The organism is Bradyrhizobium cytisi, from assembly GCF_008123515.1.
Classification (GTDB): Bacteria; Pseudomonadota; Alphaproteobacteria; order Rhizobiales; family Xanthobacteraceae; genus Bradyrhizobium; species Bradyrhizobium cytisi.
The window spans coordinates 88,685-108,589 of sequence record NZ_VSSR01000008.1 but is presented as its reverse complement, the minus strand read 5'-3'; the positions used below and the strand labels follow the sequence as shown (position 1 = coordinate 108,589).

Genomic DNA, 19,905 nt, shown 5'->3' with positions numbered 1-19,905 from the left:
ATCGAGGACGAATTCGTTCTACCCAGCGAATTATCGCCTCAAGCACAATGGAGCGCGAGATCAACCCCGTGATAGCGTTGCCACGGCAGTCGTCGGTTAGGGGGTGTAGGAGGGTCCACGATGAATACCCACCGCACAGCATTTGCTATCTTTGCCACAACGCTAGTTATTGCAGTCGTCGCAGCGTTTTTGACGATATTGCGCGATGTCGACACGCGCAGCGCCAGCACGGAAGCGCCGCCGGGCACGATAGGTTTGGCTCGACCCCATCCGCCGTTGCCACCGCGTACCGGCGAGAATTAATAAACAATTGCTTCGCGGCAGGGTGATCAATCTGAACGAAATCGGGTCGGGTCTGCTGCCTGATCCCGCTCCTTTCACGACGCGAAATGGAGTATCTGGGACATACCTCTGACAACTGCCCGAAAGCATTCACGCGGCGGCGATCGATTGCGCATCATTCGAGTTGGCGGTTTGTTGTATATGCACCAGCTCATTCGAGCTGGCCGTGCATTCTCTGATGTGCTCCAGCAGAGCTGCACTTGCCATGTGCTCCCAGTATTCTGCCTCGGCGAGCAGCTTCCAGCTTCTGTCAGGATGATACACGGCGCACTGTCGGCAGAGCGAAGCCATAGCGCGCATGCGGCATACGGTTTCCATTCCAACCTCCCGTATTTGTTCGCTCCCATCGGGATGTTGCGTGCGCTCAGGCGTCGTAACGCTGAGCCTCCGCAAAAAGCATGCGAAGGAAGTGCGTGCAGGATCATCAGATGAAGAGGCCAAAAAGTTTCAACCGCGCCCGTCGCAGCGCAAGCGCTTGCGTCGCGTGGGGCGCGGAGGTTGATGCTCGCTTTCTCTGGCCGCTAGGACGCTGGCACTGTCGGCGCTGGCCCCGTCGGGCACTGGCACTATCGGCTCCGGTCCTATGGGCGCTAGTGGTGCGAGAGGCCGTCTCGATCAACCCGACCTTGATGTAGACCTGCACGGGTAGCGGACCCAACTCACGACTGGGTGAAGTCGAGTTAGGGCCTGGGCGGCGGCGTCGCCCCAAGACAGAAGGGGAACTGTTTTGGCAATGACCGATTGAATTAGGGCGCCAACGCGCACAAGGAGGTTGCTGCCATGCTCCTTCAGACTTATCGGGACGAAAGGCACTCCAGACACTTCGATTTGGTCGGCCACAACTGGTCAATTGACTTGGTCACCATAACAGCCTCTGGCATCCTAGTGGCGGAGTTCGCCTGTGCCGAACAAGCCAGGGCTCTAGAGAGGCCCGGACGTTTCAGCCGTAGGGTTGAGCCGTGAGAATGCTGCCCGATATGCCCCCATACCGGTAGAGCAATCGAGTAACGCGGACACTCGCCATCTTCGGCTTCGCTCAACTGCCGCCCAATCTCTTTCCTACTAGGGTCTTGCGGCGCTCCCAATTCACACCGTCGCTCCCGATGTTGAGTTGTGGAAGGAGAGCTGCCATTTGGCGACCTTCCGGCACCGAGAGGCACACGTGCAGGGGTAGGATCCACTTGGTGGATGGAGGAACGTTCCCTCGGACTGCCGCTTGAGAGACCGTATGTTGGTTCTTTCACGAGGAATGCGTCATGCGCTGCGGCAAGCGCGGCTCTACGGTTACCTCGTCGAGCTAAACAACATGGTTTACATACCCGGAGGCAGTCATCCGGTTTGCACCGACTCTTTTGCACTTCGATTGGTCGAAGGCGGCTGGCTGACCAAGGACGGCCATCGATACCAGCTAACCGTGCAGGGACGCGAAGCGCCCGTCGACTGAGCCAACCGGAAGCGACGCGAACACGCGTCGGCATGGGCCATGCTGGTCACGGTCCCGTGCTCGCCGTCGATCCACCACTGTTCTGACCAAGATAATTTCACGGCGAAGCCCACCACGTATCTGGAAACGGCTCTAACAGCGCGTGATTGCATTTGTTGTCGTTCGCCGCATGTGCCAAGTCACGCGCTTTCGCACGATCAAGCCATGGTGCAACACGGATGCGCCAGCGTCGGGCATCGAGATCCTGGCACACCGTTAACGTGCTGGCGGCCGACAGTTCTTGATTTTGCTGCAAAACCGCACCCCCGTCCTGCCCAGCCCTCATCAACGGAGGTAAGCTGGAATTGTTCCCCGCAACTTGGAGTAGACCCGATGGGAACCGACGTTGAAACGAAACTGGCATCGACAAACAAAACGGACCCCGATGAGATCACTCGTCGGGGCCGCTCAAGATCAGCAAGCCGGGGTACTTCCGCCGGGCTCTCCGATCTTGATATCGCCGACTACTGCGCCCGTTCCGGTGCACGCTTGGACCAGCCGCGGCGTCGGTTGTGATGACGTTCTGCCGCACGTCACGCGGAGTAGTTCGCGGCCAGCTCGCTCTGCCGGACAAGCTGGCCGCTGACCCGATGGACCGACGCCGTCCGCCGCGACGTTGCCTCCTCCGTTGGGTCCAGCGGGAATTCTCATCGCGTCAGCAACCCGAACCGCCGCCGCCACGCTGCGCGAACCTTCTTCTTTCGCTCGTAAGCCAACTGGCGCACGATCATTCGTGTCCGAATGCGGTCGATTTCAGTGCGGCGCTCCAGCGGGGGCAACGCCGTCGCGATCTCGCGGGCGGCTGCGTTCGGGATACAAGTTGGATCGCTCCCCAGAAAGCCATCAAGTCTTGTCAATGTCCGGTAGGGCACAGCAACGCCGCGGTGAGCTGCTTCGTGCTGCTTCTTATCTCGGCGTTAGCCGCATGTCCGGCATACGGCCGAAAGCGGCGACGGCGCGAAGGTCTGAGATGGGCCGATATTGTTGCAAAAGTCGATATTCGCCGATGACCAAAATTCTGCGGGCCGTGAGCGCGACTTTCGCGTACAAGATGCGAGCTCATGGCCTCACGCAAAATTCACAGGCGACTTCGGTAACGCGATTGAGGTCATACGAATCAGCGATCGCTCGCTGCTTAGTGTTTTCGCGAAGAATCTTGAGCTCTGCAACTTTCGACTTTTGCAACAAAATCGGCCAGGAGCGGAAGTCGCGGCGTCACTCGATGACTCAACATCGCGAGTGAACCAGCCGCCCTCGGCGGCCTCAGCCTCATCAACGGTGACGGTCGGGAACAGTTAGCAAGATCGGCTGCGAGACCGGCGCGTACTCACTCCGGCATGCCAGCGAGCCGGAAAGCCCGCGCTAATTTATCCAGATATTCAGATCGACGATAGGGGGATTTGTCGTTGATTCCAGCAATGCGTTGGGTGGGGTCCAATCGCAGTGCGAGCACGCACGCTTGTCGTGCTTCGTTAACTCGTCCAGACATGGCATGGCACGCCATCATGATACGTTGTGCGGCAATGTAGTTGGGTTGTTGCCCGATAGCGGTCGCAGCCCACGATGAGGCCTCCTCGTGGCGGCCAGCGAAAAAATGAGCACACGCCAGCCCCGTCTGGACAGTGTAGATCCATGGATCCAGCGGGTTCAAACGCAACGCGACATGGAATTGCTCGATCGCGGCATCTACCTCGCCGAGGTAAAGGTGCGCCCAGCCGCTCCAATTTCGTGCGATAGCATGATTTGGGTCTAGATTTATCGCGCGCGAGATGAGGGCTGCGCCTTCCTCGACCTCCCCGACTACGTAAGCGAGCGCGTCTCCCACCATTGCAAGCACCGCTGGATCGTCCTTATCGAGCTCGATCGCTCGCCTCGCGAGTCGTCGGGCTTCAAGTCGTTCCTCCGCAGCATCGGTACTCCAGCCGAACATCTTCCTTTGTATATAGCAGGTAGCGCCAAGCGCATATGATAGGGCGCAGTCGGGATCGAGGCCGTTGGCAATTTTGGTCAGCTTGAGCGCTTCAATATTCTCTTCGCGGGAGACACGATAAAGGCCGGCCAGCGCGCGAAGATAATAGTCGTAAGCCTGAAGGCTTTCGGTCGGTTTGCGCTGGGCCCGGGCAATTTCAGAGCGCTCCAACTGAGGGGAGATTGCGCCGATCACGCTGCTCGTCACCCGATCCTGCAGATCGAAAATATCTTCAAGCGGGCTGTCGAACCGGTCCGCCCAAAGATGCAATCTTGTTGCAGTATCGATTAGCTGCCCGGTAATTCGAACGCGATTGCCAACCTTGCGCACACTGCCTTCGAGTGCATAGCGAACTCCAAGTTCGCGGCCGACCTGCTTGATATCGACGGCTTTGCCCTTGTAAGTAAAGGTGGATTGTCGCGCGATGACGAAAAGCGATTTGGACCGCGACAGCCCGGTAATGATGTCCTCCACCATGCCGTCGGCGAAGTATTCCTGTTCTGGATCTCCGCTCATGTTCTGGAACGGCAGGACCGCGATGGAGGGTTTGTCGGGGGGAGCGAGCGGCTGCGCCATTTCGGTCGGCGATTTTGTCAACATTGTCAACGAAGAGCTTAGGCCGATGTGCGCGCGCCAGACGCGCATTGGTTCGGCGATATTCTTCAATACCTGTGGACCCATATCGTCACAATCGATCCCGATCTTGCCCCGAATTTGCCGATGAGCATCGTCTGAAATGTTGACGCCGCCTGGTTCTGCGATCCCTTCGAGACGCACCGCAATATTGACCCCATCACCAAAGATATCATCCTCTCCGATGATAATATCACCGACGTGAATGCCGATGCGAAATTCGATCCGTTTGTCTTGCGGCACATCGGTATTATGTTTGGCCATGTCGCGTTGGATTTCGTTTGCACATCGCGCGGCGTCGACCACGCTGGCGAATTCAACGAGAGCGCCATCCCCGGTATTCTTTACGATGCGTCCGCGATGATCAGCAATTTTGGGATCGAAAAGCGTCTTTCTGAGAGCTTTCAGTTGTGCCAGCGTACCTTCTTCGTCGATCCCAATTAAGCGGCAAGAGCCGGCCACATCCGCCGCCAGAATAGCCGCCAGTCGCCGCTCTACGCGCTCGCTGCTCAAGATGGCCCCCATGCTCGGGGAAATTGAACTTCTTTATAGCACGATTGTGGGCCGATGTCAGGCCATGCTCATGTCCGAAACGGGTCAAAATGCGAAGAACTCGACCTGAGCAAATCTAGTCCGCCGTGCCTCAATAAGCCGACCTCAACGAGGTGCGCCCCCACTTCGCTGATGGGCCATCAGGCGACATTAGCAGTGTGGCCCAGTCACCCGATCCGTCGTACAATATCTCGTCGGTTGGGTTGATAGCCATGGTGCAGAAGCGGCCAGTCCGGGTCGAGCGCAGGTTGGCGGCGATATTGGCCGCCGATGTGGCTGGCTACTCGCGGCTCATGCACAGCGACGAAGAGGCTACGCACACCAAGCTGAAAGCGCTCCTCGCGGGCGGTGTCGAGCCCGCGATAGCGGAGCACGGCGGCCGCATCGTCAAGAACACCGGCGACGGGTTCTTGGCGGAGTTTCCGAGCGCGGTCGAAGCGGTTCGGGCTGCCATGCAGTTCCAGACTTGCATTCGTGAACTGACAATCGCCGACGTGGAGGACAGGCGTATTGCTTTCCGCGTGGGCATCAATATTGGCGACGTGATTGTCGAACCTCACGACATCTTTGGGGACGGCGTGAATATTGCCGCTCGTCTTGAGAGCATTACGGAACCGGGCGGTATTTGCATCTCGTCCGCCGTCTATGATCATGTCCACGGCAAGATCGCGGTTGAATTTGCAGAACTTGGTGAGCAGAACCTCAAAAATATCGCCCGCCCGATCCGGGCCTACGCTGTCGTCCGGGACGGACCTAGCTCGGTGACAGAGGCCGCGCGCGCGGTACCGGGCCCGCTTCCACAGCCTCATCTTTCCATCGTTGTGCTGCCGTTCGTCAACCTGAGCGGCGACCCCGAGCAAGACTACTTCGTCGATGGTGTTACCGAGAGCTTGACCACTGACTTGTCCCGCATCAGCGGCTCATTCGTCATCGCCCGCAACACCGCGTTCACTTTCAAGGGCAAGGCCGTCGATGTGAAGCAGGTCGGGCGGGAGTTGAACGTCCGCTATGTGCTCGAAGGTTCGGTGCAGAGAGGTGGCAAACGGTTGAGGGTGAACGTGGAGCTGATCGACGCCCGAACCGGCAATCACTTATGGGCAGAGCGGTTCGACAAGCCGGTCGCCGACCTCTTCGATATGCAGGACGAGATAGTATCGAGGATCGCCAACATGCTCAGAGCCCAGCTCGTTGCGGCTGAAGCGACACGCGCGGAGCGCACGCTACATCCTGATGCGATGGACTTGCAATTCCAGGGAAGGGCTTGCCTTTACAAGGGCGTGAGCCCCGAACATTTGACGCAAGCACGTGGGTATTTCGAGCGTTCCTTGGAGCTCGATCCCCGCAACGTCGAGGCGATGGTCGGCGTGGCGAGTGTCGATGCGACTGTTGGAGCCTTGTCCATGACGGACGACGGGACCGCGCGATTTGCGGCAGCCGAGGCGGCCTCGATCAAAGCACTTTCCCTCGCGCCGAACCACGCTTTGGCCCATGTGACCTTGGGCGGCGTGCAAATGTTTACGAAGCGAGCGGATCAAGGCATTCGCGAATTTGAGCAGGCGTTGGCGCTGGATCGAAATTTGGCCAACGCTCATGCGCTCATCGGTTTTGCCAAGTATTTTCTCGGCCGTGGCGAAGAAACCGAAACACACATTCAAGAGGCATTCCGCCTTTCTCCTCGCGATACGTTGGCCTCCCGATGGATGGTGTGGGTCGGCTTCGCCAAGGCGCAGCTCAACCTTGATGCCGAAGCAATCGTCTGGCTGCGCCGGGGCCTCGACGCAAACCGGAGCTACGCCATCGCGCATTTCTGTCTCGCGGCTGCTTTGGCGCGGCTCGGCGCGCTGGACCAGGCGCGAGCTGCCGTACAAGCAGGACTTGCGCTCGATCCGAACTTCACCATCCGCCGCTTCCGCGCCTTCGCCTTGAGCGACCATCCTGCATACCTCGCCGGACGCGAGCGCGTCGTTGAGGGCATGCGCATGGCCGGGGTGCCGGAGGGGTAAGCTCGCAGCGAGCCGGTCATGTCTGCCTTGGGTCACAATGCGAAATACTCGACTTGCGCAAATTGGGTCCGAACTAACCCTCTGAGCGGACCTCACGCATGCGTCGAACGAGAACAGATCAGGCTGATCGTCGGCGCGCAGGCTCTCGATCGAGAGCAGCTCGACCTCGGTGCCGGCGCGAACGATGGCCCTGGTGATGCCCCGCAATGCGCGGTCTTGAAGCGTGCCGGCGATCGATCCGCGGCGGCCGCGGAGGCGGCCCGCGGTGATGACGACGGTCGGACATCGATTGCCGGGAAATCGCCGTCGAACTTTTCCGGCTTCTCCGGAGAAACCGAGACGTAACCCGAGTTTCGGGTCGCGGAAACCGCGGCCGAGATCCTTCGCCATGATCTTCAATTCGGCCTTGATGGCCTCGATCCGGTCAACGCGGGGGAGTGCTTTTTGCGAAGCTTGAGCAGCTCGGCACAGAGCTAGCCACGCTTTTTGAGGGTCTTGGCGTCCGGTTCGACGGCAGGCATGGCGCATCCTGATCGCGCGCGGAATGCGGGAACGAGGGCCGCGCGGGGTGGAAATGTTCCATAATCAGTTTAACGGATCATTTATCAGGCCCAGCTCGGCGGCCTTGCGCCGTACGTCTTCAACGGTACCGGCGCGGCAGATCAGCTCCGCAGCTTCCTCGATCGTGCCGCCGCGGGCGAGGACCGCCTTGACGTCGAGCAGCTCGTGGTCATTCCACGGCTCGCCGTCGCGAATGTCGTGATCCGGCGAGTAGGTTAGGTGCATCAGAGATCCTCCCGCAGGCCTTTGAAGAAGGGATGCCGCACCTTTCCTTCAGCCGACTTGGCGCGGTACTCGATCTCGGCGAGGAGCTTCGGCTCGACCCAGATGCCTTTATGCGCGATCCGCTTGGCGTAAGGTTGCGTGTCGCGGACGAGCGGCTCGAGGCGCCGCCGCAGCTCGGCGGCCGAAGTCTTGTCGAAGCCATGGTCGACCTTGCCGGCATAGACCAGGTCGTCGCCCTTGCGGCGGCCGAGATACATTCCGTCCCACTTGCCCTCGTCGAGCGCGAAGCCCGCGATTGTCAGCGTCTCACGCTGTGCGCAGGTCTTCTTGACCCAGTTGTTGCTGCGGCCGATCGGGTAGACGCTGTCACGCACTTTCGAAACGACGCCCTCGAGGCCGATCTTGCAGGCGTGCGTAAAAAGCTCGGGACCATCAATCTCGAAGCTTTCGCTGAACTGGACGTCTGTGCCAGCAATGATCTTTTTCAGCTCGGCCTTGCGCTGGATCAGGGGCAATTTTCGGATGTCCCTGCCATTGAGATAGAGCAGGTCGAAGGTGACGAGGACGATCTTCGTCGAGGTGCCCTTCAGCTCATTCTGCAACACGGAGAAGTCGGTGGTGCCGTCGGCGGCCGGCACAACGATCTCGCCGTCGATGACGGCCGAGCTCGCCTTGATATGCCGGGCGTCGGCGGCGACCTTCTTGAAGTAGCGGGTCCAGTCGTGACCGCGTCGGGTGTAGACCTTGACGGCTTCGTTGGCGAGATGAACCTGGACGCGGTATCCGTCGAACTTGATCTCGTGGATCCATCGCTCGCCGGCTGGCACGCGGTCGATCGACGTCGCTAGTGCTGGCGCGATGAACCCGGGCAGCGGCGCTTTGACGCCGAGTGCCGCCGGCTTTTTTCGCTGGAAGGCCATCGCTTAAACCAGGCGCAGGCTGAACTGCCGCGTGTCTTGCGCGGCATAACTATCCACGAATTCCTGCAGATGCGAGGGGACGTCGCTCAGTTGCAGATTGCAGCGGTGCTGGATTTCGCGGGCGACATCCTCGGAGACGTCTTCCGACCAGCGCTCTGTCGTGTTGAAGGCGACGACCCTGATCGGCCTGCGATACTCGCCCGCGATCAGATCCTGGATCACAGTCTCAAGGTCTGTGGTCTCCAGGTCAGCCTCGCGCCAGGCGCTTCCCGCACGCCCGAAATCATCGGCCACCAGGTAGACGGTCGGCTCGTCGGCCGCGACGATCGAGGGTATCCACCGCGACTGACGCATACGCAAAACTCCACGCTACAGAACCGGGATTCAATCTGACGCCGATCGATTCGTTCCAGCGCGTGGAACTGCCTGTCCCGCCACAGCTTTTATAAAGCTGGCGGCTCAACGGAGGAAGCATGGCAGTCAACAAGCCCATCGGTGACAACGCCCGCAAGGGCGCGGTGAAGAAGCGCTCTCAAACGAAAACGACGATCGGCGGAGCTTCGGGATGGACGAAGCGCGACAGATCGTCCGGCGAGTTCATGGCGGTCAAGAGGCCGCGCAAGGCGAAGAAGGCCGCGACGAAATTCAAGGGCGTCCGGATCGAGAAGAGCCTTTCTTCAACGCCCCGCATTTCCGAAAGCCGAGCCTTCCTGTTGAAAAACATCGCCAGGAGCCTGACCGGTCTAGCCGGCCAATTGGAAAGACTGGACGCGGTGACGAGAGCCGAGGTGAGGGGAGACGATCAGGTTCGAGTTGAGAAGGAGGCGCATCCTGCGGTCGAGGTCTGGGATGGACCTCGCAAGGTCACTCGGCTGGCACGCGAAAAGTCGAATGACTTGCAGAGATAATCGACCCCGCGGCCGACGTCATGATTCCTATCATCGACGGTCTGCCGGACTTCTCGACGAGCAGCACGTCTGCTGCCGGTGACGACCCTCGTGCCGCTCGATGAAGTCTGCAGGCCGGAGGGCACGTCCGCCACCTGCAGGTCTAAACGCCCCCGGATATCTCGCGGGCAACGTCTTTGGAGACGCCTCCGAATGAGCTGCTCCCCTGATGTAGGTTAATGCCGGACCGCAGTGGGGCGCTTGCTTTGGGCTGACGAAGCGGGCGTCGGCCCCGTGCTGCGAGGTCGGTGCGGACCTTTGTAGCACGGGGCCATCTCGACTTCGGCGCCGTGGGACCAAAAGCAGGAGCGGCTCCCGCAGGGGCTGGCTAGGCGGGAGACCGTTCCTCATGGCCCAGCACGATCCGTTTCAGCCTCACACGTTCGGGACGAACGAGGGTTCACAATGTACCGCTCGCTAGATTAAATTCTCCCCAAGAGACGGCCCCGGCTTGGTGGCTTCGGGGGCGATAAACCGGGGCCGCTCCGCCCAGCACCTGCAGCGATGCTGGGCATATAATCAAGCTGTCGGTCTTACGGCCGTTCCAGCCGGTTGGATTGCAACCGTAGATTCGTGGTCATCCCTCAGCCAAACATGCGAAGCTATTGCGATATTGTTTGCGTCTCGGAGGGAAGCCCGATGCGCCTCGTATTGCCTTATCTGGGAATTGGGCTGTGCGCCTCGCTGGCGGCGTGGATGTCGGTGATGTTGCTCTATTGACGCGGAAACAGGTCCGCGCCTGACGGCAGCAGCCGCACATAGGTGCCGCTCTCGTGCAGCTCGAGCCAGCCCCGCTCGATCGCGTATCTGATGCCGGCGCCGAACTCCGGACCGCTCGCATTGCATCCGGCCTTCGAAAGGAACGGAGCGTTGATCTTCTCGATGTGGATGCGGTCGTTGATCGGCAGCACGCCGGCAGCAAGTTCGAGGAGCTTGCGTGCCGCGGCTTCCGGTTCTGAGTAGGGACGGCCCTCGACGTGTTTCACCAACGAACCTTTCCTGCCGCTTGCGCGGCGTAGATGTGACCCCGATGCGGATAGCTCTCGTCGGGTTTCCAGCTGTCAAATGCCGTGCCGCAGACGCAGCGCATCCGCGAGCTGTGGATCTCGCTGTTGAGCTTCTCACCGCGGGCGCGTTTGGCCTTCATCTCGGCGCGCGCGTCGCGATCGTGCCGCCATTCGGCGAAGGCGCCGTGCGGGATCGCGGGAAGGAGCTCCTCCCATGCCTCTTCGAAGGCCGCGCGGGCTTCATCGAAGGTCTCGGCCGCGCCGGTTCGGTGCTGGCCAGGGTGAAGGCCGGGATAAAAGCCACACGACCAGCCCCATTGCTCGACGTCGACCGGCACGCCGGCGCGCTCGCCGATGGTGCCGACGCGAACGTCGTCAAGATAGATATGCCAAGTCTCCTGCTCGGGATTGTCGCTGCGGCGGCGGGTGAGGGCGGTCATGGCGCGGATAAAAGCGCAAGCCGCGGCCGCCGTCGAGTGTCCAAGATGTGGTGGTAGACGATTCGCTGGCGGAGTGTGGCTGTTTTGCCCCCAGTCTTCACGGCGTTGACGTCAACTTTGGGTCCGATATTGTTGCAAAAGTCGATTTTCGCCGATGACCAAAATTCTGCGGGCTTTGGGCGCGACTTTCGCGTACAAGATGCGAGGGACCTCACGGCCTCACGCAAACTTCACAGGCGACTTCGGTAAGAGGCCATTAGCAGGGCGACCTTAGGTCCCGGTATTTCGTTGGGACAGGCGGGCATGTCCCAAAGGTCCAGAGTCGGACATTCCGCCTTCGAATTCCGCACGTTCAAATGGCGTGGTTAAGCACCGCAAAGTGAATTGAGCGCAGCGTTCAGTGTGTTGTGGCGTCTTCGATGATCTGCACGTTTGCACGAATGCCCGCCCGATGGAGCTTCAGCAAACCCTGCGCTAGTTGCCGAAGGTCATTTCGGGCCGGTCCGAGGGGAAGCTTGCGCGCCCGGCGAAGTATGTCCGCAACCTGCACCATGATCGGCATTTTAGGAGTTCGAACTTTCATTGCTCGCTCTTGGGCGTAAAGGTCGCCACCTGACGCGTCTCTTGCCATAGCTCTATCGCGTGCCCGTCGACCAATCGCTTCGCGCATCGAATGGCCTCGTCGTCGTCGCCGCAATTAATCTCGATACGATTGGCAACGTGGCCATTGTCGTCAATGACGTAGGCGTAATATCCCCAAGGCATGGTGGACCTATTTCGGGCTTTGCGCGCCGGACGACTTTAGCCAATCGTTCACGTGAGAGGCGGTATCTGCCTGTCGTGCACGGCGCAAAAGCAGTTCCCGCGCCATACTGCCGAGCGGCTGCTCTTCGGCCGCGTACCTATATCGCGCAGCCTCTTGCGCTAATCGCTCTTCAAATGTCTCTTTGTGTTTGATCCGGCGGCGTACCTGGCCCATCGCGAACCCCTCTCATAAGCTGCTCACGGACCGTTTTTATCCTTCCAGAATTGGTCGTGTCTGTACGCCGGATGACTCAAAAATCGTGATTCCAGGCGGGTTTGATGGTGCGCCACAGCATGGGAAGTGCTGGCTTGGATGAGACAAAGGAAGACACAAAAACAGACCGCGAAGTGTCAGCCACCGTACGTACTCTCGGCGTTTAACCTGTTAGGGTCCGTTCATTGCCGACCACTATTTGGGCGTCGGCAACTGAGAGTTCTTGCACTCCCGCCTGCGAACGGGAGCGCAAAAGATGCTGCAATTAAACGCGATTCTTGCGTCGTTGCCAGAGGGCGACAAAGCAGCCCTGAAACCTCATCTCAAAGCCACTCACCTTCAGCAAAAGACAGTGCTGTTTGAGACCGGCGACACGATCACCGCAGTCTACTTCCCAACAAGCGCCGTGGTCTCACTGGTTTCGACGTTAACGACCGGCGAAATGACTGAGGCTGCGATGGTCGGTAGGGATGGCGCTGTCGGCATCGCGTCGGCACTAGATGGAAAAGTCGCAATGTGTCGTGCCATTGTTCAATTGGGCGGCGATGCGATGGTTTGCGATCCGAGCGCATTCAGAAGCGCTGCAATGCAGTCAGAGAAATTAATTTCTAAGATTATGAGACATGAACAGACCTTGTTCGCCCAAGCGCAGCAATCAACAGCTTGCATGGCCAATCACGAAGTCGATGCCCGGCTTTGTCGCTGGTTGTTGCGGGCCCGCGATTTAGCCGGAGCCGACCAGCTTCCTTTCACTCAGGAATTTTTAGCTGAGATGCTCGGTGTTCGGCGTCCAAGCGTAACAACTGTTGCGCGTACACTTCAAGAAGCCGGAATCATTAAGTACAGGCGCGGCCACATAGAAATCGTCGATGTTGAAGCTCTGCGCGAAAGCGCCTGCGAGTGCTACGAAACGGTCAGAGGCCAGTATGAGCAATTGCTCGGGGCGCCTCTCGGGAGTTAGTATGCGATGTGCCATGCCCGCTAAGGATCAAAATGCCAAGAACTCAACCTGAGCAAATCTTGTCCGCCATGCCTTAATTTAATAAGCGGACCTCGTGGAGCGATGCTGCCACTTCGCTGAAGGGCCAACAGTGGAACTGACAGCTCGGGCAAATCACCGGTTGAACTCTGCCGATCCTCATGCGTTAATAAGGCATCACCGGCCGAGGCTGCGCCGTAGGCGTCGGTGGCTGAGAGACCTTGGTGCTCCCGCCTATCAAGGATAGGGAGCCCGTCGTGCCCCATCGTAAGCTGATCGCGCGCTTGCAGGCGGTGGCCGGTCTATCTGAGCAGGACCAAGCCAAGCTCACACGCATGCCATACAAGCTCAAGATGCTCGGCAATGGCGAACATGTCGTGCGCCACGGCGACACGCCCACGCATTCGACGGTTGTGATGAGCGGGTTTCTGTCGCGTCAAAGGGTGATCTCGGCCCGCAACCAAATCTCTTCGTTCTATATCGCGGGCGATATGCCGGATTTGCACACGCTGCACCTGCCCGTCATGGATCATGAGCTTTGCAGCGTTGGCAACTCGACAGTCGCTTCTGTGCCTCACGCCTATCTCAAGGCGCTCATGAATGACTCACCTGGGATCACGCAGGCGTTTTGGCGCGAGACGCTGATCCATGCTGCGCTCTATCGCGAATGGGTTGAAAACCTAGGATCGCGCCAGGCCCTGGGCAGAATTGCGCATCTCCTTTGCGAGATTGCCACCCGATTAGAACTCGTTGGAAGCCTCGACAATGAGAGCAGCTTCCGTCTCCCCTTTACACAGCAGAACGTTGCCGATGCATGCGGCCTCTCAGTTGTCCATGTCAACAGGACGCTTCAGGAGCTTAGACAGCAAGGCTTGATTGAGTGGCAAAATCATACGGTGCAATTCCTTAACCGGACTGCACTGGAAGAGGTGGCAGAGTTCGACCGCGGCTATCTTCATGCGCTGGAGACAGCTCGTTCACCCATCATGAGTGTGAAGGTGACAATGCCAGCTACCGCGTCCCAGAACCAAGGGCGTCGGCCCGAAACCAACCGCAACCAAGCGGACTGAGGCAACCCTACTTCGTTGTGCTCGTGCTGATCTGAATGTTGAAGATTGCCTTCCCGGCTTCGTCGGTGACTTCCAAGGCCCATTCCTCCCCCGGCCGAAGCTTCCCGTCCACGTCCCTAAACAGGTCGGCTGCGAAGCGCGTCGCCTCCTTCCATGCCGCTTCCTCGTCGGGAAATTCCTCGCACGGGGCAGGCGTGCTTGGATCTAGGTTGAGAACATTGAAGAAGTACAGCGGCATGATCGAGAAATAAGGTGGCGCGCCGGACGTTCCTAAACATGCGCGGGGCGTTCACTTTCCGGTCGCCAGTCGAACTGCCAGCGGTGCTGCTGTATATACCGCTGGCTTCTCTCGAGGAGCCTGCTTGCCTCGAAACTTCAACTTCCGGGAACGGGAACCGATCATCATCCTGAGCCCCCTTTTTCCGATTCGGGTCACAAGCTGCGGTCGATGCAGGCTCAGCTCGGCGTCCGGTTTACCAGCGACAGCGAACGTCACGGCGGCTGAACCGCTCTTCGGCTCGGGCCAGAAGCGAAATCGTGTCAGTGTAAACAGGCGAGCGGGATGGGAGCGAAGGCTTGACCTTTTCTCTGCCTCGAAGCTGAAGCATGTTTCGGCTAGCCGCCGCGCGAGTACTTCCCCGCGGTTGGTTAGGCCCGGCACCGGCTTACGGACGGCGACCGGGCCGCCTCCGAGTGGCGCGATAGAAAGCTGTTGTCCGTCGATTTTGTAGCCCGGCGATCGAGGGGCCGATCTCCGACCTAGCGTTTCAGCCTCCGGGAGCAAATCTTGAGCACGCCTATCGGTATTCTGCACCATATTTGAGACCAATCGAGTTGATCTGCTCCCGCGTCAATTCCTTTCGAGGTTCGCCCGCTCGGCTGCAGGTTTCGCGGAAGAAACCGTCGAGGCCCGGGGGCGCCATGATCCACATTCTTCCTAGACCATATCCCGGAGAACTTCCTGAACTGGTTCACCCTTCGCAACTACGGCGTCAGCGACGCAGCCGAAATATTCGTGTTCATTTCCGGCTATTCGATCGGATTTTCCTATGGACCAGCGATCAAGACCGGCCAGTTTCTAGCTGGCGCCAAGCGCCTTTGGACGCGCGCATCGCAACTCTACGTCGCTCATATTTTCTTATTTCTGTTTTTCACGGCCCAGATTGCTCGCACTGCAGCTCGGTTCGACAATCCGATGTACAAGGATGAGTTCAACATCGCTCAGTTTCTGGACCGTACGGATATAATGATCGGGCAGGCGCTTTTGCTCAAGTATAAGCCGGTCAATCTCGATGTGCTGCCCCTTTATATCGTGCTGGTGATTGCGGCACCAGCGGTACTGTGGAGCCTGCTGCGACGGCCGAATTGGACGCTGCTCTTCTCTGCGCTTTTTTACTTCGCAGCTCGACATTTCGATTGGAATTTGCCTTCGTTTCCAGGCGGCAAATGGTATTTCAATCCCTTCGCCTGGCAGTTCTTGTTCGTCTTCGGCGTTTGGTGTGGGTTTGGTGGCGGCCGCATAGTACGGCCCGCAGTATTGTCTCGCCCGGTCACGATCGTTGCGGCGGCTTGGCTCGTTTTTGCATTCCTGATCGTGATGACATGGCATGTGCCATCCTTGGAGCAGTTTGTGCCGCAAGCGCTAGTTCGCGCGATCTATCCCATCGACAAAACCAATCTTGATCCCCTGCGGCTCACGCATTTCCTCGCACTGATGGTCGTATTGCTGCGTGTTCTCCCGCCAGATTTACCCGGGCTCACCTCAAAATGGCTGCGCCCGCTAATCCTGTGTGGTCAACGCTCGCTCTCCGTGTTCTGCTTTGGTGTTCTGCTGTCATTCGCCGCTTATGGATTCTGAAGCAGGTTGCAGGTGGCATCGTTGCCCAGATCCTCGTCAGCGTCTTTGGGCATCGTTCTCCTGGTGGGCGTTGCTTGGATCGCCACATCGTACCGCAGCCTTCCGATCTTGTTTGGGATAGAAACACGGATGATCCGGATTGGAAACGACGTTCCGACGGTCGAGAGAGAGTAGTCGGGGTCCTCACGGCCGCTTTGGGTCAATCGCATCGGGTTGGCGCCCAGCGACAAGCTTCCGGTCCGCTCCCATCAGCGGACACGTAGCTGCAACGGGTCAACGGAAGCGATGGGCTACTTCCGGACGTGTCCGAACCGAAAAAAATAATCGCCAACTGAGACGGCTTCATACAAAAACAGTCGTTTTACTAGACACCCCGATCGAGGTGCTCGAAGGCTTGATGCAGCCTTTGGTCTTGGACGACCGACCGGCTGCCGGAAGCAGGCCGATGCGCTTGCGCAAGGTATAGCGCAGACCCAGCAACGGCGGAGCGACCACCCCTTTGGCCGTTAGAACACCGGCACTCTGCAGCTGCGCAAGCCGCGTGCGATGATGTCGCAGCCCTGATCGTGGCGCTCGCGCCATGTCTCGGCACAGCCGCCGCGTTTCTTCGCCACCCAGCCGCTGTCACGGTCGAAGCTGTGCGCCAGCGCAACTATGTTGGTCGCGATCAGCAGATGCACCAGCGGCGCGAGATACTGCGCAGGCCAGACGATGGCGACCTCCATGCGTTGAACCTCTCGGCTCGATGGCAGCAGCCGGATGCGGTTCTGCATCGCTTGCGTTCGCTCCAGTTCGCCTTGCGCCTGCTGCGCCAGCAGGTCGTCCCACTCGTAACAGTAGGCTGGCCAGCCCGAGCCGCCGCTGCCGCCACCTATCGGCAACAGCGCCAGCGTCTGCATCGCTTCGGCGAGCCGGCGTCCGACATGCGGGCCGCTCCACGTTGATGGGGTCTCGTCGAGCAGTTCCAGCTCGTGGATCATGTTTCCATCCTCCTTTGCTCCGCTCCGCTCCAGTGGCCGTGCCTCCAGTGGAACCTGCTCCACTCCACTTCCCCTTCCCGTAGGGAAGTGGAAGTGGAGCAGTGACTGGAGGCGCTCCGGTCTGCTCAAGTTCGCTCCAGTTCGTTTTTGGCGAGTGGAGCGGGGCCTTTTTTCGCACTGCACACCTGCACAAATTCCCTCGTTCGCCGCTGCTGATCTTTGCCCTCGACCACCACCAAATTGCCGGCCGTGATCCACATCTTCAGCAGGCCCGCGATCCGGGTTTTGTCGCGCTTGTCGTCCTCGTCCAGGCCCATGCCTCTCGCCACAGCCTTGCCGACCCAATCGGTCGAGCGTTGATCGAGCCGCCAGTCGCGACTCATGATCACTTCGGCCACCTTGGTAAAATCATCGCCCGTAACTCCAGCCATCGCATCGGGCCAATCCCAATGCGTGACGACGCCGACGCTATCGCCACCACCGGGGCCGTTGTCGAGCCAGACGCTGGCGAGCTTGAACCAATTCGAGACCGGGACAGGCGGCGCGAGATTGGTCTTGTCGTTGAAGCTGCGGAAGAACAGCCGGTGGTTATCGACCCCGGCCTTGGCTGCATCCTCTTCGGTCATCTGGTTGAGCGCTCGCGCGACGCGCGCCGCATCGGTGAGCGCCTTGGCTCCTCGGCTGCTGTCGGTGTTGACTTCGGTGCCGATAGGAGCCTTGCGGGTATGATGGACGAGATGGACGGCGCAATCCGCCAGCTCCGCGACGCGGCTCCATTCCTTGGCGATCATGTCGATGGCTGAATTGTCGTTCTCGGAGACCTCATGGCAGCTGACGAAGGGATCGACCTCAAGCACATCGATGCCGTGCTCCCTGAGCTGCTGCACGAGATTGTCGATCACGGGCCGCAGGATGACGGTGCCGCCGCGCACTTCCTTGGCGATCACCAGCGCATGATCGCGGCCAGAATTGACGAACAGCCAGCTGGTGAGATCATCCGCGGTCAGATCGAAATGCTTCGCCGCCGCCTGTATCTTGCGCGCGGTCTCCTCCTGCGGGTCTTCGAGATTCCACAGCCAGACTTTCAGCCTACGCACCGGCAGCACGCCCAGCAGGTTCTTGCCCGAGACCATCGCCAGCGCCTCGCAGGCGATCAGGGATGACTTGCCGACGCCGCCTGGCGCAATCGTCACGGTTAGAAATCTGCGCACCAGCAACCGCCCATAGAGCCAGTCGCGCAGCGGGAGTTTTTCGGGATCGATCCAGACATAGGGCTCGGCGGTGATAATCGGGCGATGTTGCGGCTGTTGCTGCTCGCTGTCTTCAGGGCGAGCGCGTCTGAACGGCACGATGTCAGCCGGGAGCAGTGTCTTGTGATCATCATCGTCAAATTCTGCCACAGCGGGCGCTCCAGACATCGGCCTCGTCCCAACCTTCTGTGCTCGGCGTCTTCACCAGTACGAGCTTGCCCGCGCCGAGCCAACGCTCGCTGCAGATGCCAGCCGCTTTATGACCGGCGCGCACCATCTGGCCGCCGATCTTTTTCAAAGGATCATGATCGGCCCAGATCACGAGCTGATCGACGCCGCCGATCACCGGGAATGTCTGAATCAGCGATGTCGATCCGAGCGCCCAGCACGGCGAGCGATCCATCGCGATGCAGGCGAGCATCGTCTCCAGACCTTCGCCGATATGCAGCGTGTGGTGATGATCGAGCTGCTGCAGCTTCATCGCCGCGCCCGAGCATGTGCCGAGCATCATGCCCTTGCCGATCTTGCGGCCCGCGCGGTCAAGATAAATTCGCTGAATCGCGGTGACCGCGTGCGAATGGACCGAGCGCATCGCGACGATCACGGCGGCTTGCTCTGCGCCTTCGCTGCCGCAGGGGCAGCGCGGATGAAAGCGAATGTCCTCGATCTCGCGCGCGACCGACCAGAGATCGCGGCCCTCGAAATAGCGCGCTGCGGCGGTGCCCTCCAGTGCCATCGCATCATCGAAAATGCAGCGCGCCAGCATGCGCATTTTGTGCTCGCGCTGATTGCTAAGCGTTTCACGTGAAACGCTTTTTTCGGCTCGAGCGGGTCCAGATAAGCTCTCGCAGGTCCATAAGCCGCGCGAGCGCAGCACGTCGATGATGTCCTCAGGATCGCAGCCGGCCATGCAGCGAACCTGCACATCAGTGTGTCCGTCGAAGATGATCATGCTCGGCGAGCTATCCTCGTGCGCGACGCAGCGGCACTTCCATTGCCTGCCGGATCGAACAGCGCCGAGCGCCTGGGCGAGCTGGTCTGCGTTCATGGCAGGTCGAACCCCTCGCTGTGAATCATCCGTATCAGGCCGCGCACATTCTCGCGGCCCATCACGATCTCGCAGAGCGGATGCTTCGCTTTCATCGGCCCACGCGATCATGTGCAGGCCGCACTCGGATCGCCGCAGACGTACTCGTGACGGAATACGCCTTCGGACAATTCGGTCGCTGGATCGAAGAGCGATGTTCAGTCATGGCTCGACTCCAATGCTCTGCATGGCGGCGCGGATGAAGGCTGCGGCTGGTCGGTAGTCGATGGCGTTTCCGAGGGCGCGCAGCTTATCCACTCGGGCGTTTCCGTCGACTCGGCAGATGGCGAGATCGAACTCGCTGCTATTGCTGGTAGCGCCATGCCCGTCGATGAGCGCGTGACTTTCGCGAAGTCCGGTCCTGCCTCCGACGCCTCACCACGTCGCGCCGCCGCCTGATTTCTTGGATGACGGCACGCTCGAACTTTTCGCCAGAAAACGCCGAGGAATAGAGCGCGACCGGCATCGGCGGCTCGCCGCGTGATCTCGGAGGTGGTGCTCTGGCCGACGGCGCGAACGCGATCTTGAAAGTCTCGGAGCGCCGCTTCTGCGGCAGGGTGCGGCGCATGCGGTCCTCCTTG

The 19,905-nt window shown here is 59.7% G+C and carries 19 protein-coding genes; 7 read left to right on the top strand and 12 right to left on the bottom strand.

Annotated features, from left to right (window positions below):
* The first annotated feature begins 120 nt into the window (after positions 1–120).
* Positions 121–303: a hypothetical protein gene (locus FXB38_RS04620; RefSeq protein ID WP_148749588.1), complete on the top strand. Its 183-nt coding sequence runs from the start codon at positions 121–123 to the stop codon at positions 301–303.
* 129 nt (positions 304–432) lie between these two features.
* Here the strand turns inward: FXB38_RS04620 and FXB38_RS04615 are convergent, their stop codons facing one another.
* Complete coding sequence (locus tag FXB38_RS04615) at positions 433–660, bottom strand: hypothetical protein (RefSeq protein WP_148749587.1); 228 nt, start codon at positions 658–660, stop codon at positions 433–435.
* Between the two features lie 910 nt (positions 661–1,570).
* On the opposite strand from FXB38_RS04615, the gene FXB38_RS04610 reads away from it, so the two are divergent.
* Positions 1,571–1,786 (top strand): hypothetical protein, encoded by a 216-nt coding sequence (locus tag FXB38_RS04610; RefSeq protein ID WP_246229661.1) that lies wholly within the window; start codon positions 1,571–1,573, stop codon positions 1,784–1,786.
* Between the two features lie 1,366 nt (positions 1,787–3,152).
* Here FXB38_RS04610 and FXB38_RS04605 read toward each other — a convergent pair.
* Positions 3,153–4,940: an adenylate/guanylate cyclase domain-containing protein gene (locus FXB38_RS04605; protein ID WP_246229658.1), complete on the bottom strand. Its 1,788-nt coding sequence runs from the start codon at positions 4,938–4,940 to the stop codon at positions 3,153–3,155.
* A 251-nt stretch (positions 4,941–5,191) separates the two neighbouring features.
* Between FXB38_RS04605 and FXB38_RS04600 the strand changes: the two genes are divergently transcribed.
* Positions 5,192–6,982 carry an adenylate/guanylate cyclase domain-containing protein gene (locus FXB38_RS04600; protein WP_148749585.1) on the top strand — a complete coding sequence of 597 codons (1,791 nt, stop codon included), beginning with the start codon at positions 5,192–5,194 and terminating at the stop codon, positions 6,980–6,982.
* 585 nt (positions 6,983–7,567) lie between these two features.
* Here FXB38_RS04600 and FXB38_RS04595 read toward each other — a convergent pair.
* Genes FXB38_RS04595 through FXB38_RS04585 form a run of 3 tightly spaced genes read right to left on the bottom strand, consistent with a single transcriptional unit; the run spans position 7,568 to position 9,042 of the window.
* The gene (locus tag FXB38_RS04595) at positions 7,568–7,768 is read right to left on the bottom strand and encodes a hypothetical protein (RefSeq protein WP_148749584.1); all 201 of its coding nucleotides are present in this window, start codon (positions 7,766–7,768) and stop codon (positions 7,568–7,570) included.
* Positions 7,768–8,688, bottom strand: coding sequence for a non-homologous end-joining DNA ligase (gene ligD / locus FXB38_RS04590; RefSeq protein WP_148749583.1), 921 nt, complete (start codon positions 8,686–8,688; stop codon positions 7,768–7,770). Before ligD ends, FXB38_RS04595 begins: the two co-directional genes overlap by 1 nt.
* Before the next feature lie 3 nt (positions 8,689–8,691).
* Positions 8,692–9,042 carry a hypothetical protein gene (locus FXB38_RS04585; RefSeq protein ID WP_148749582.1) on the bottom strand — a complete coding sequence of 117 codons (351 nt, stop codon included), beginning with the start codon at positions 9,040–9,042 and terminating at the stop codon, positions 8,692–8,694.
* Positions 9,043–9,161: 119 nt separating this feature from the next.
* Between FXB38_RS04585 and FXB38_RS43615 the strand changes: the two genes are divergently transcribed.
* Positions 9,162–9,596 carry a hypothetical protein gene (locus tag FXB38_RS43615; protein WP_148749581.1) on the top strand — a complete coding sequence of 145 codons (435 nt, stop codon included), beginning with the start codon at positions 9,162–9,164 and terminating at the stop codon, positions 9,594–9,596.
* A gap of 752 nt (positions 9,597–10,348) precedes the next feature.
* Here the strand turns inward: FXB38_RS43615 and FXB38_RS04575 are convergent.
* Together FXB38_RS04575 and FXB38_RS04570 are read right to left on the bottom strand one after the other, a co-directional pair.
* On the bottom strand, positions 10,349–10,621 hold the full coding sequence (locus FXB38_RS04575) for a hypothetical protein (RefSeq protein ID WP_148749658.1): 273 nt from the start codon (positions 10,619–10,621) through the stop codon (positions 10,349–10,351).
* The gene (locus tag FXB38_RS04570; protein ID WP_148749580.1) at positions 10,618–11,082 is read right to left on the bottom strand and encodes a hypothetical protein; all 465 of its coding nucleotides are present in this window, start codon (positions 11,080–11,082) and stop codon (positions 10,618–10,620) included. The genes FXB38_RS04575 and FXB38_RS04570 overlap by 4 nt, the downstream gene beginning before the upstream one ends.
* Before the next feature lie 1,274 nt (positions 11,083–12,356).
* On the opposite strand from FXB38_RS04570, the gene FXB38_RS04560 reads away from it, so the two are divergent.
* Both FXB38_RS04560 and FXB38_RS04555 read left to right on the top strand, forming a co-directional pair.
* Positions 12,357–13,061 carry a Crp/Fnr family transcriptional regulator gene (locus tag FXB38_RS04560; protein ID WP_148749578.1) on the top strand — a complete coding sequence of 235 codons (705 nt, stop codon included), beginning with the start codon at positions 12,357–12,359 and terminating at the stop codon, positions 13,059–13,061.
* 275 nt (positions 13,062–13,336) lie between these two features.
* Positions 13,337–14,149 carry a Crp/Fnr family transcriptional regulator gene (locus FXB38_RS04555; protein ID WP_246229656.1) on the top strand — a complete coding sequence of 271 codons (813 nt, stop codon included), beginning with the start codon at positions 13,337–13,339 and terminating at the stop codon, positions 14,147–14,149.
* A gap of 7 nt (positions 14,150–14,156) precedes the next feature.
* Here FXB38_RS04555 and FXB38_RS04550 read toward each other — a convergent pair whose 3' ends face one another.
* Entirely contained in the window at positions 14,157–14,387 is a 231-nt protein-coding gene (locus tag FXB38_RS04550; RefSeq protein WP_148749576.1) for a DUF6894 family protein, read from the bottom strand.
* A 708-nt stretch (positions 14,388–15,095) separates the two neighbouring features.
* Here FXB38_RS04550 and FXB38_RS04545 point away from each other — a divergent pair.
* On the top strand, positions 15,096–16,007 hold the full coding sequence (locus FXB38_RS04545; RefSeq protein ID WP_283812715.1) for an OpgC domain-containing protein: 912 nt from the start codon (positions 15,096–15,098) through the stop codon (positions 16,005–16,007).
* Positions 16,008–16,513: 506 nt separating this feature from the next.
* Here the strand turns inward: FXB38_RS04545 and FXB38_RS04540 are convergent.
* The 4 genes from FXB38_RS04540 to FXB38_RS04520 form a co-directional block, all read right to left on the bottom strand.
* The gene (locus FXB38_RS04540; RefSeq protein ID WP_148749575.1) at positions 16,514–16,987 is read right to left on the bottom strand and encodes a hypothetical protein; all 474 of its coding nucleotides are present in this window, start codon (positions 16,985–16,987) and stop codon (positions 16,514–16,516) included.
* 125 nt (positions 16,988–17,112) lie between these two features.
* Positions 17,113–18,387 (bottom strand): AAA family ATPase, encoded by a 1,275-nt coding sequence (locus tag FXB38_RS04535; protein WP_187434656.1) that lies wholly within the window; start codon positions 18,385–18,387, stop codon positions 17,113–17,115.
* Positions 18,374–19,285 carry a DUF7146 domain-containing protein gene (locus tag FXB38_RS04530; protein ID WP_187434655.1) on the bottom strand — a complete coding sequence of 304 codons (912 nt, stop codon included), beginning with the start codon at positions 19,283–19,285 and terminating at the stop codon, positions 18,374–18,376. Before FXB38_RS04530 ends, FXB38_RS04535 begins: the two co-directional genes overlap by 14 nt.
* A gap of 343 nt (positions 19,286–19,628) precedes the next feature.
* Positions 19,629–19,892 (bottom strand): hypothetical protein, encoded by a 264-nt coding sequence (locus FXB38_RS04520; RefSeq protein ID WP_148749572.1) that lies wholly within the window; start codon positions 19,890–19,892, stop codon positions 19,629–19,631.
* Positions 19,893–19,905 lie beyond the last annotated feature (13 nt).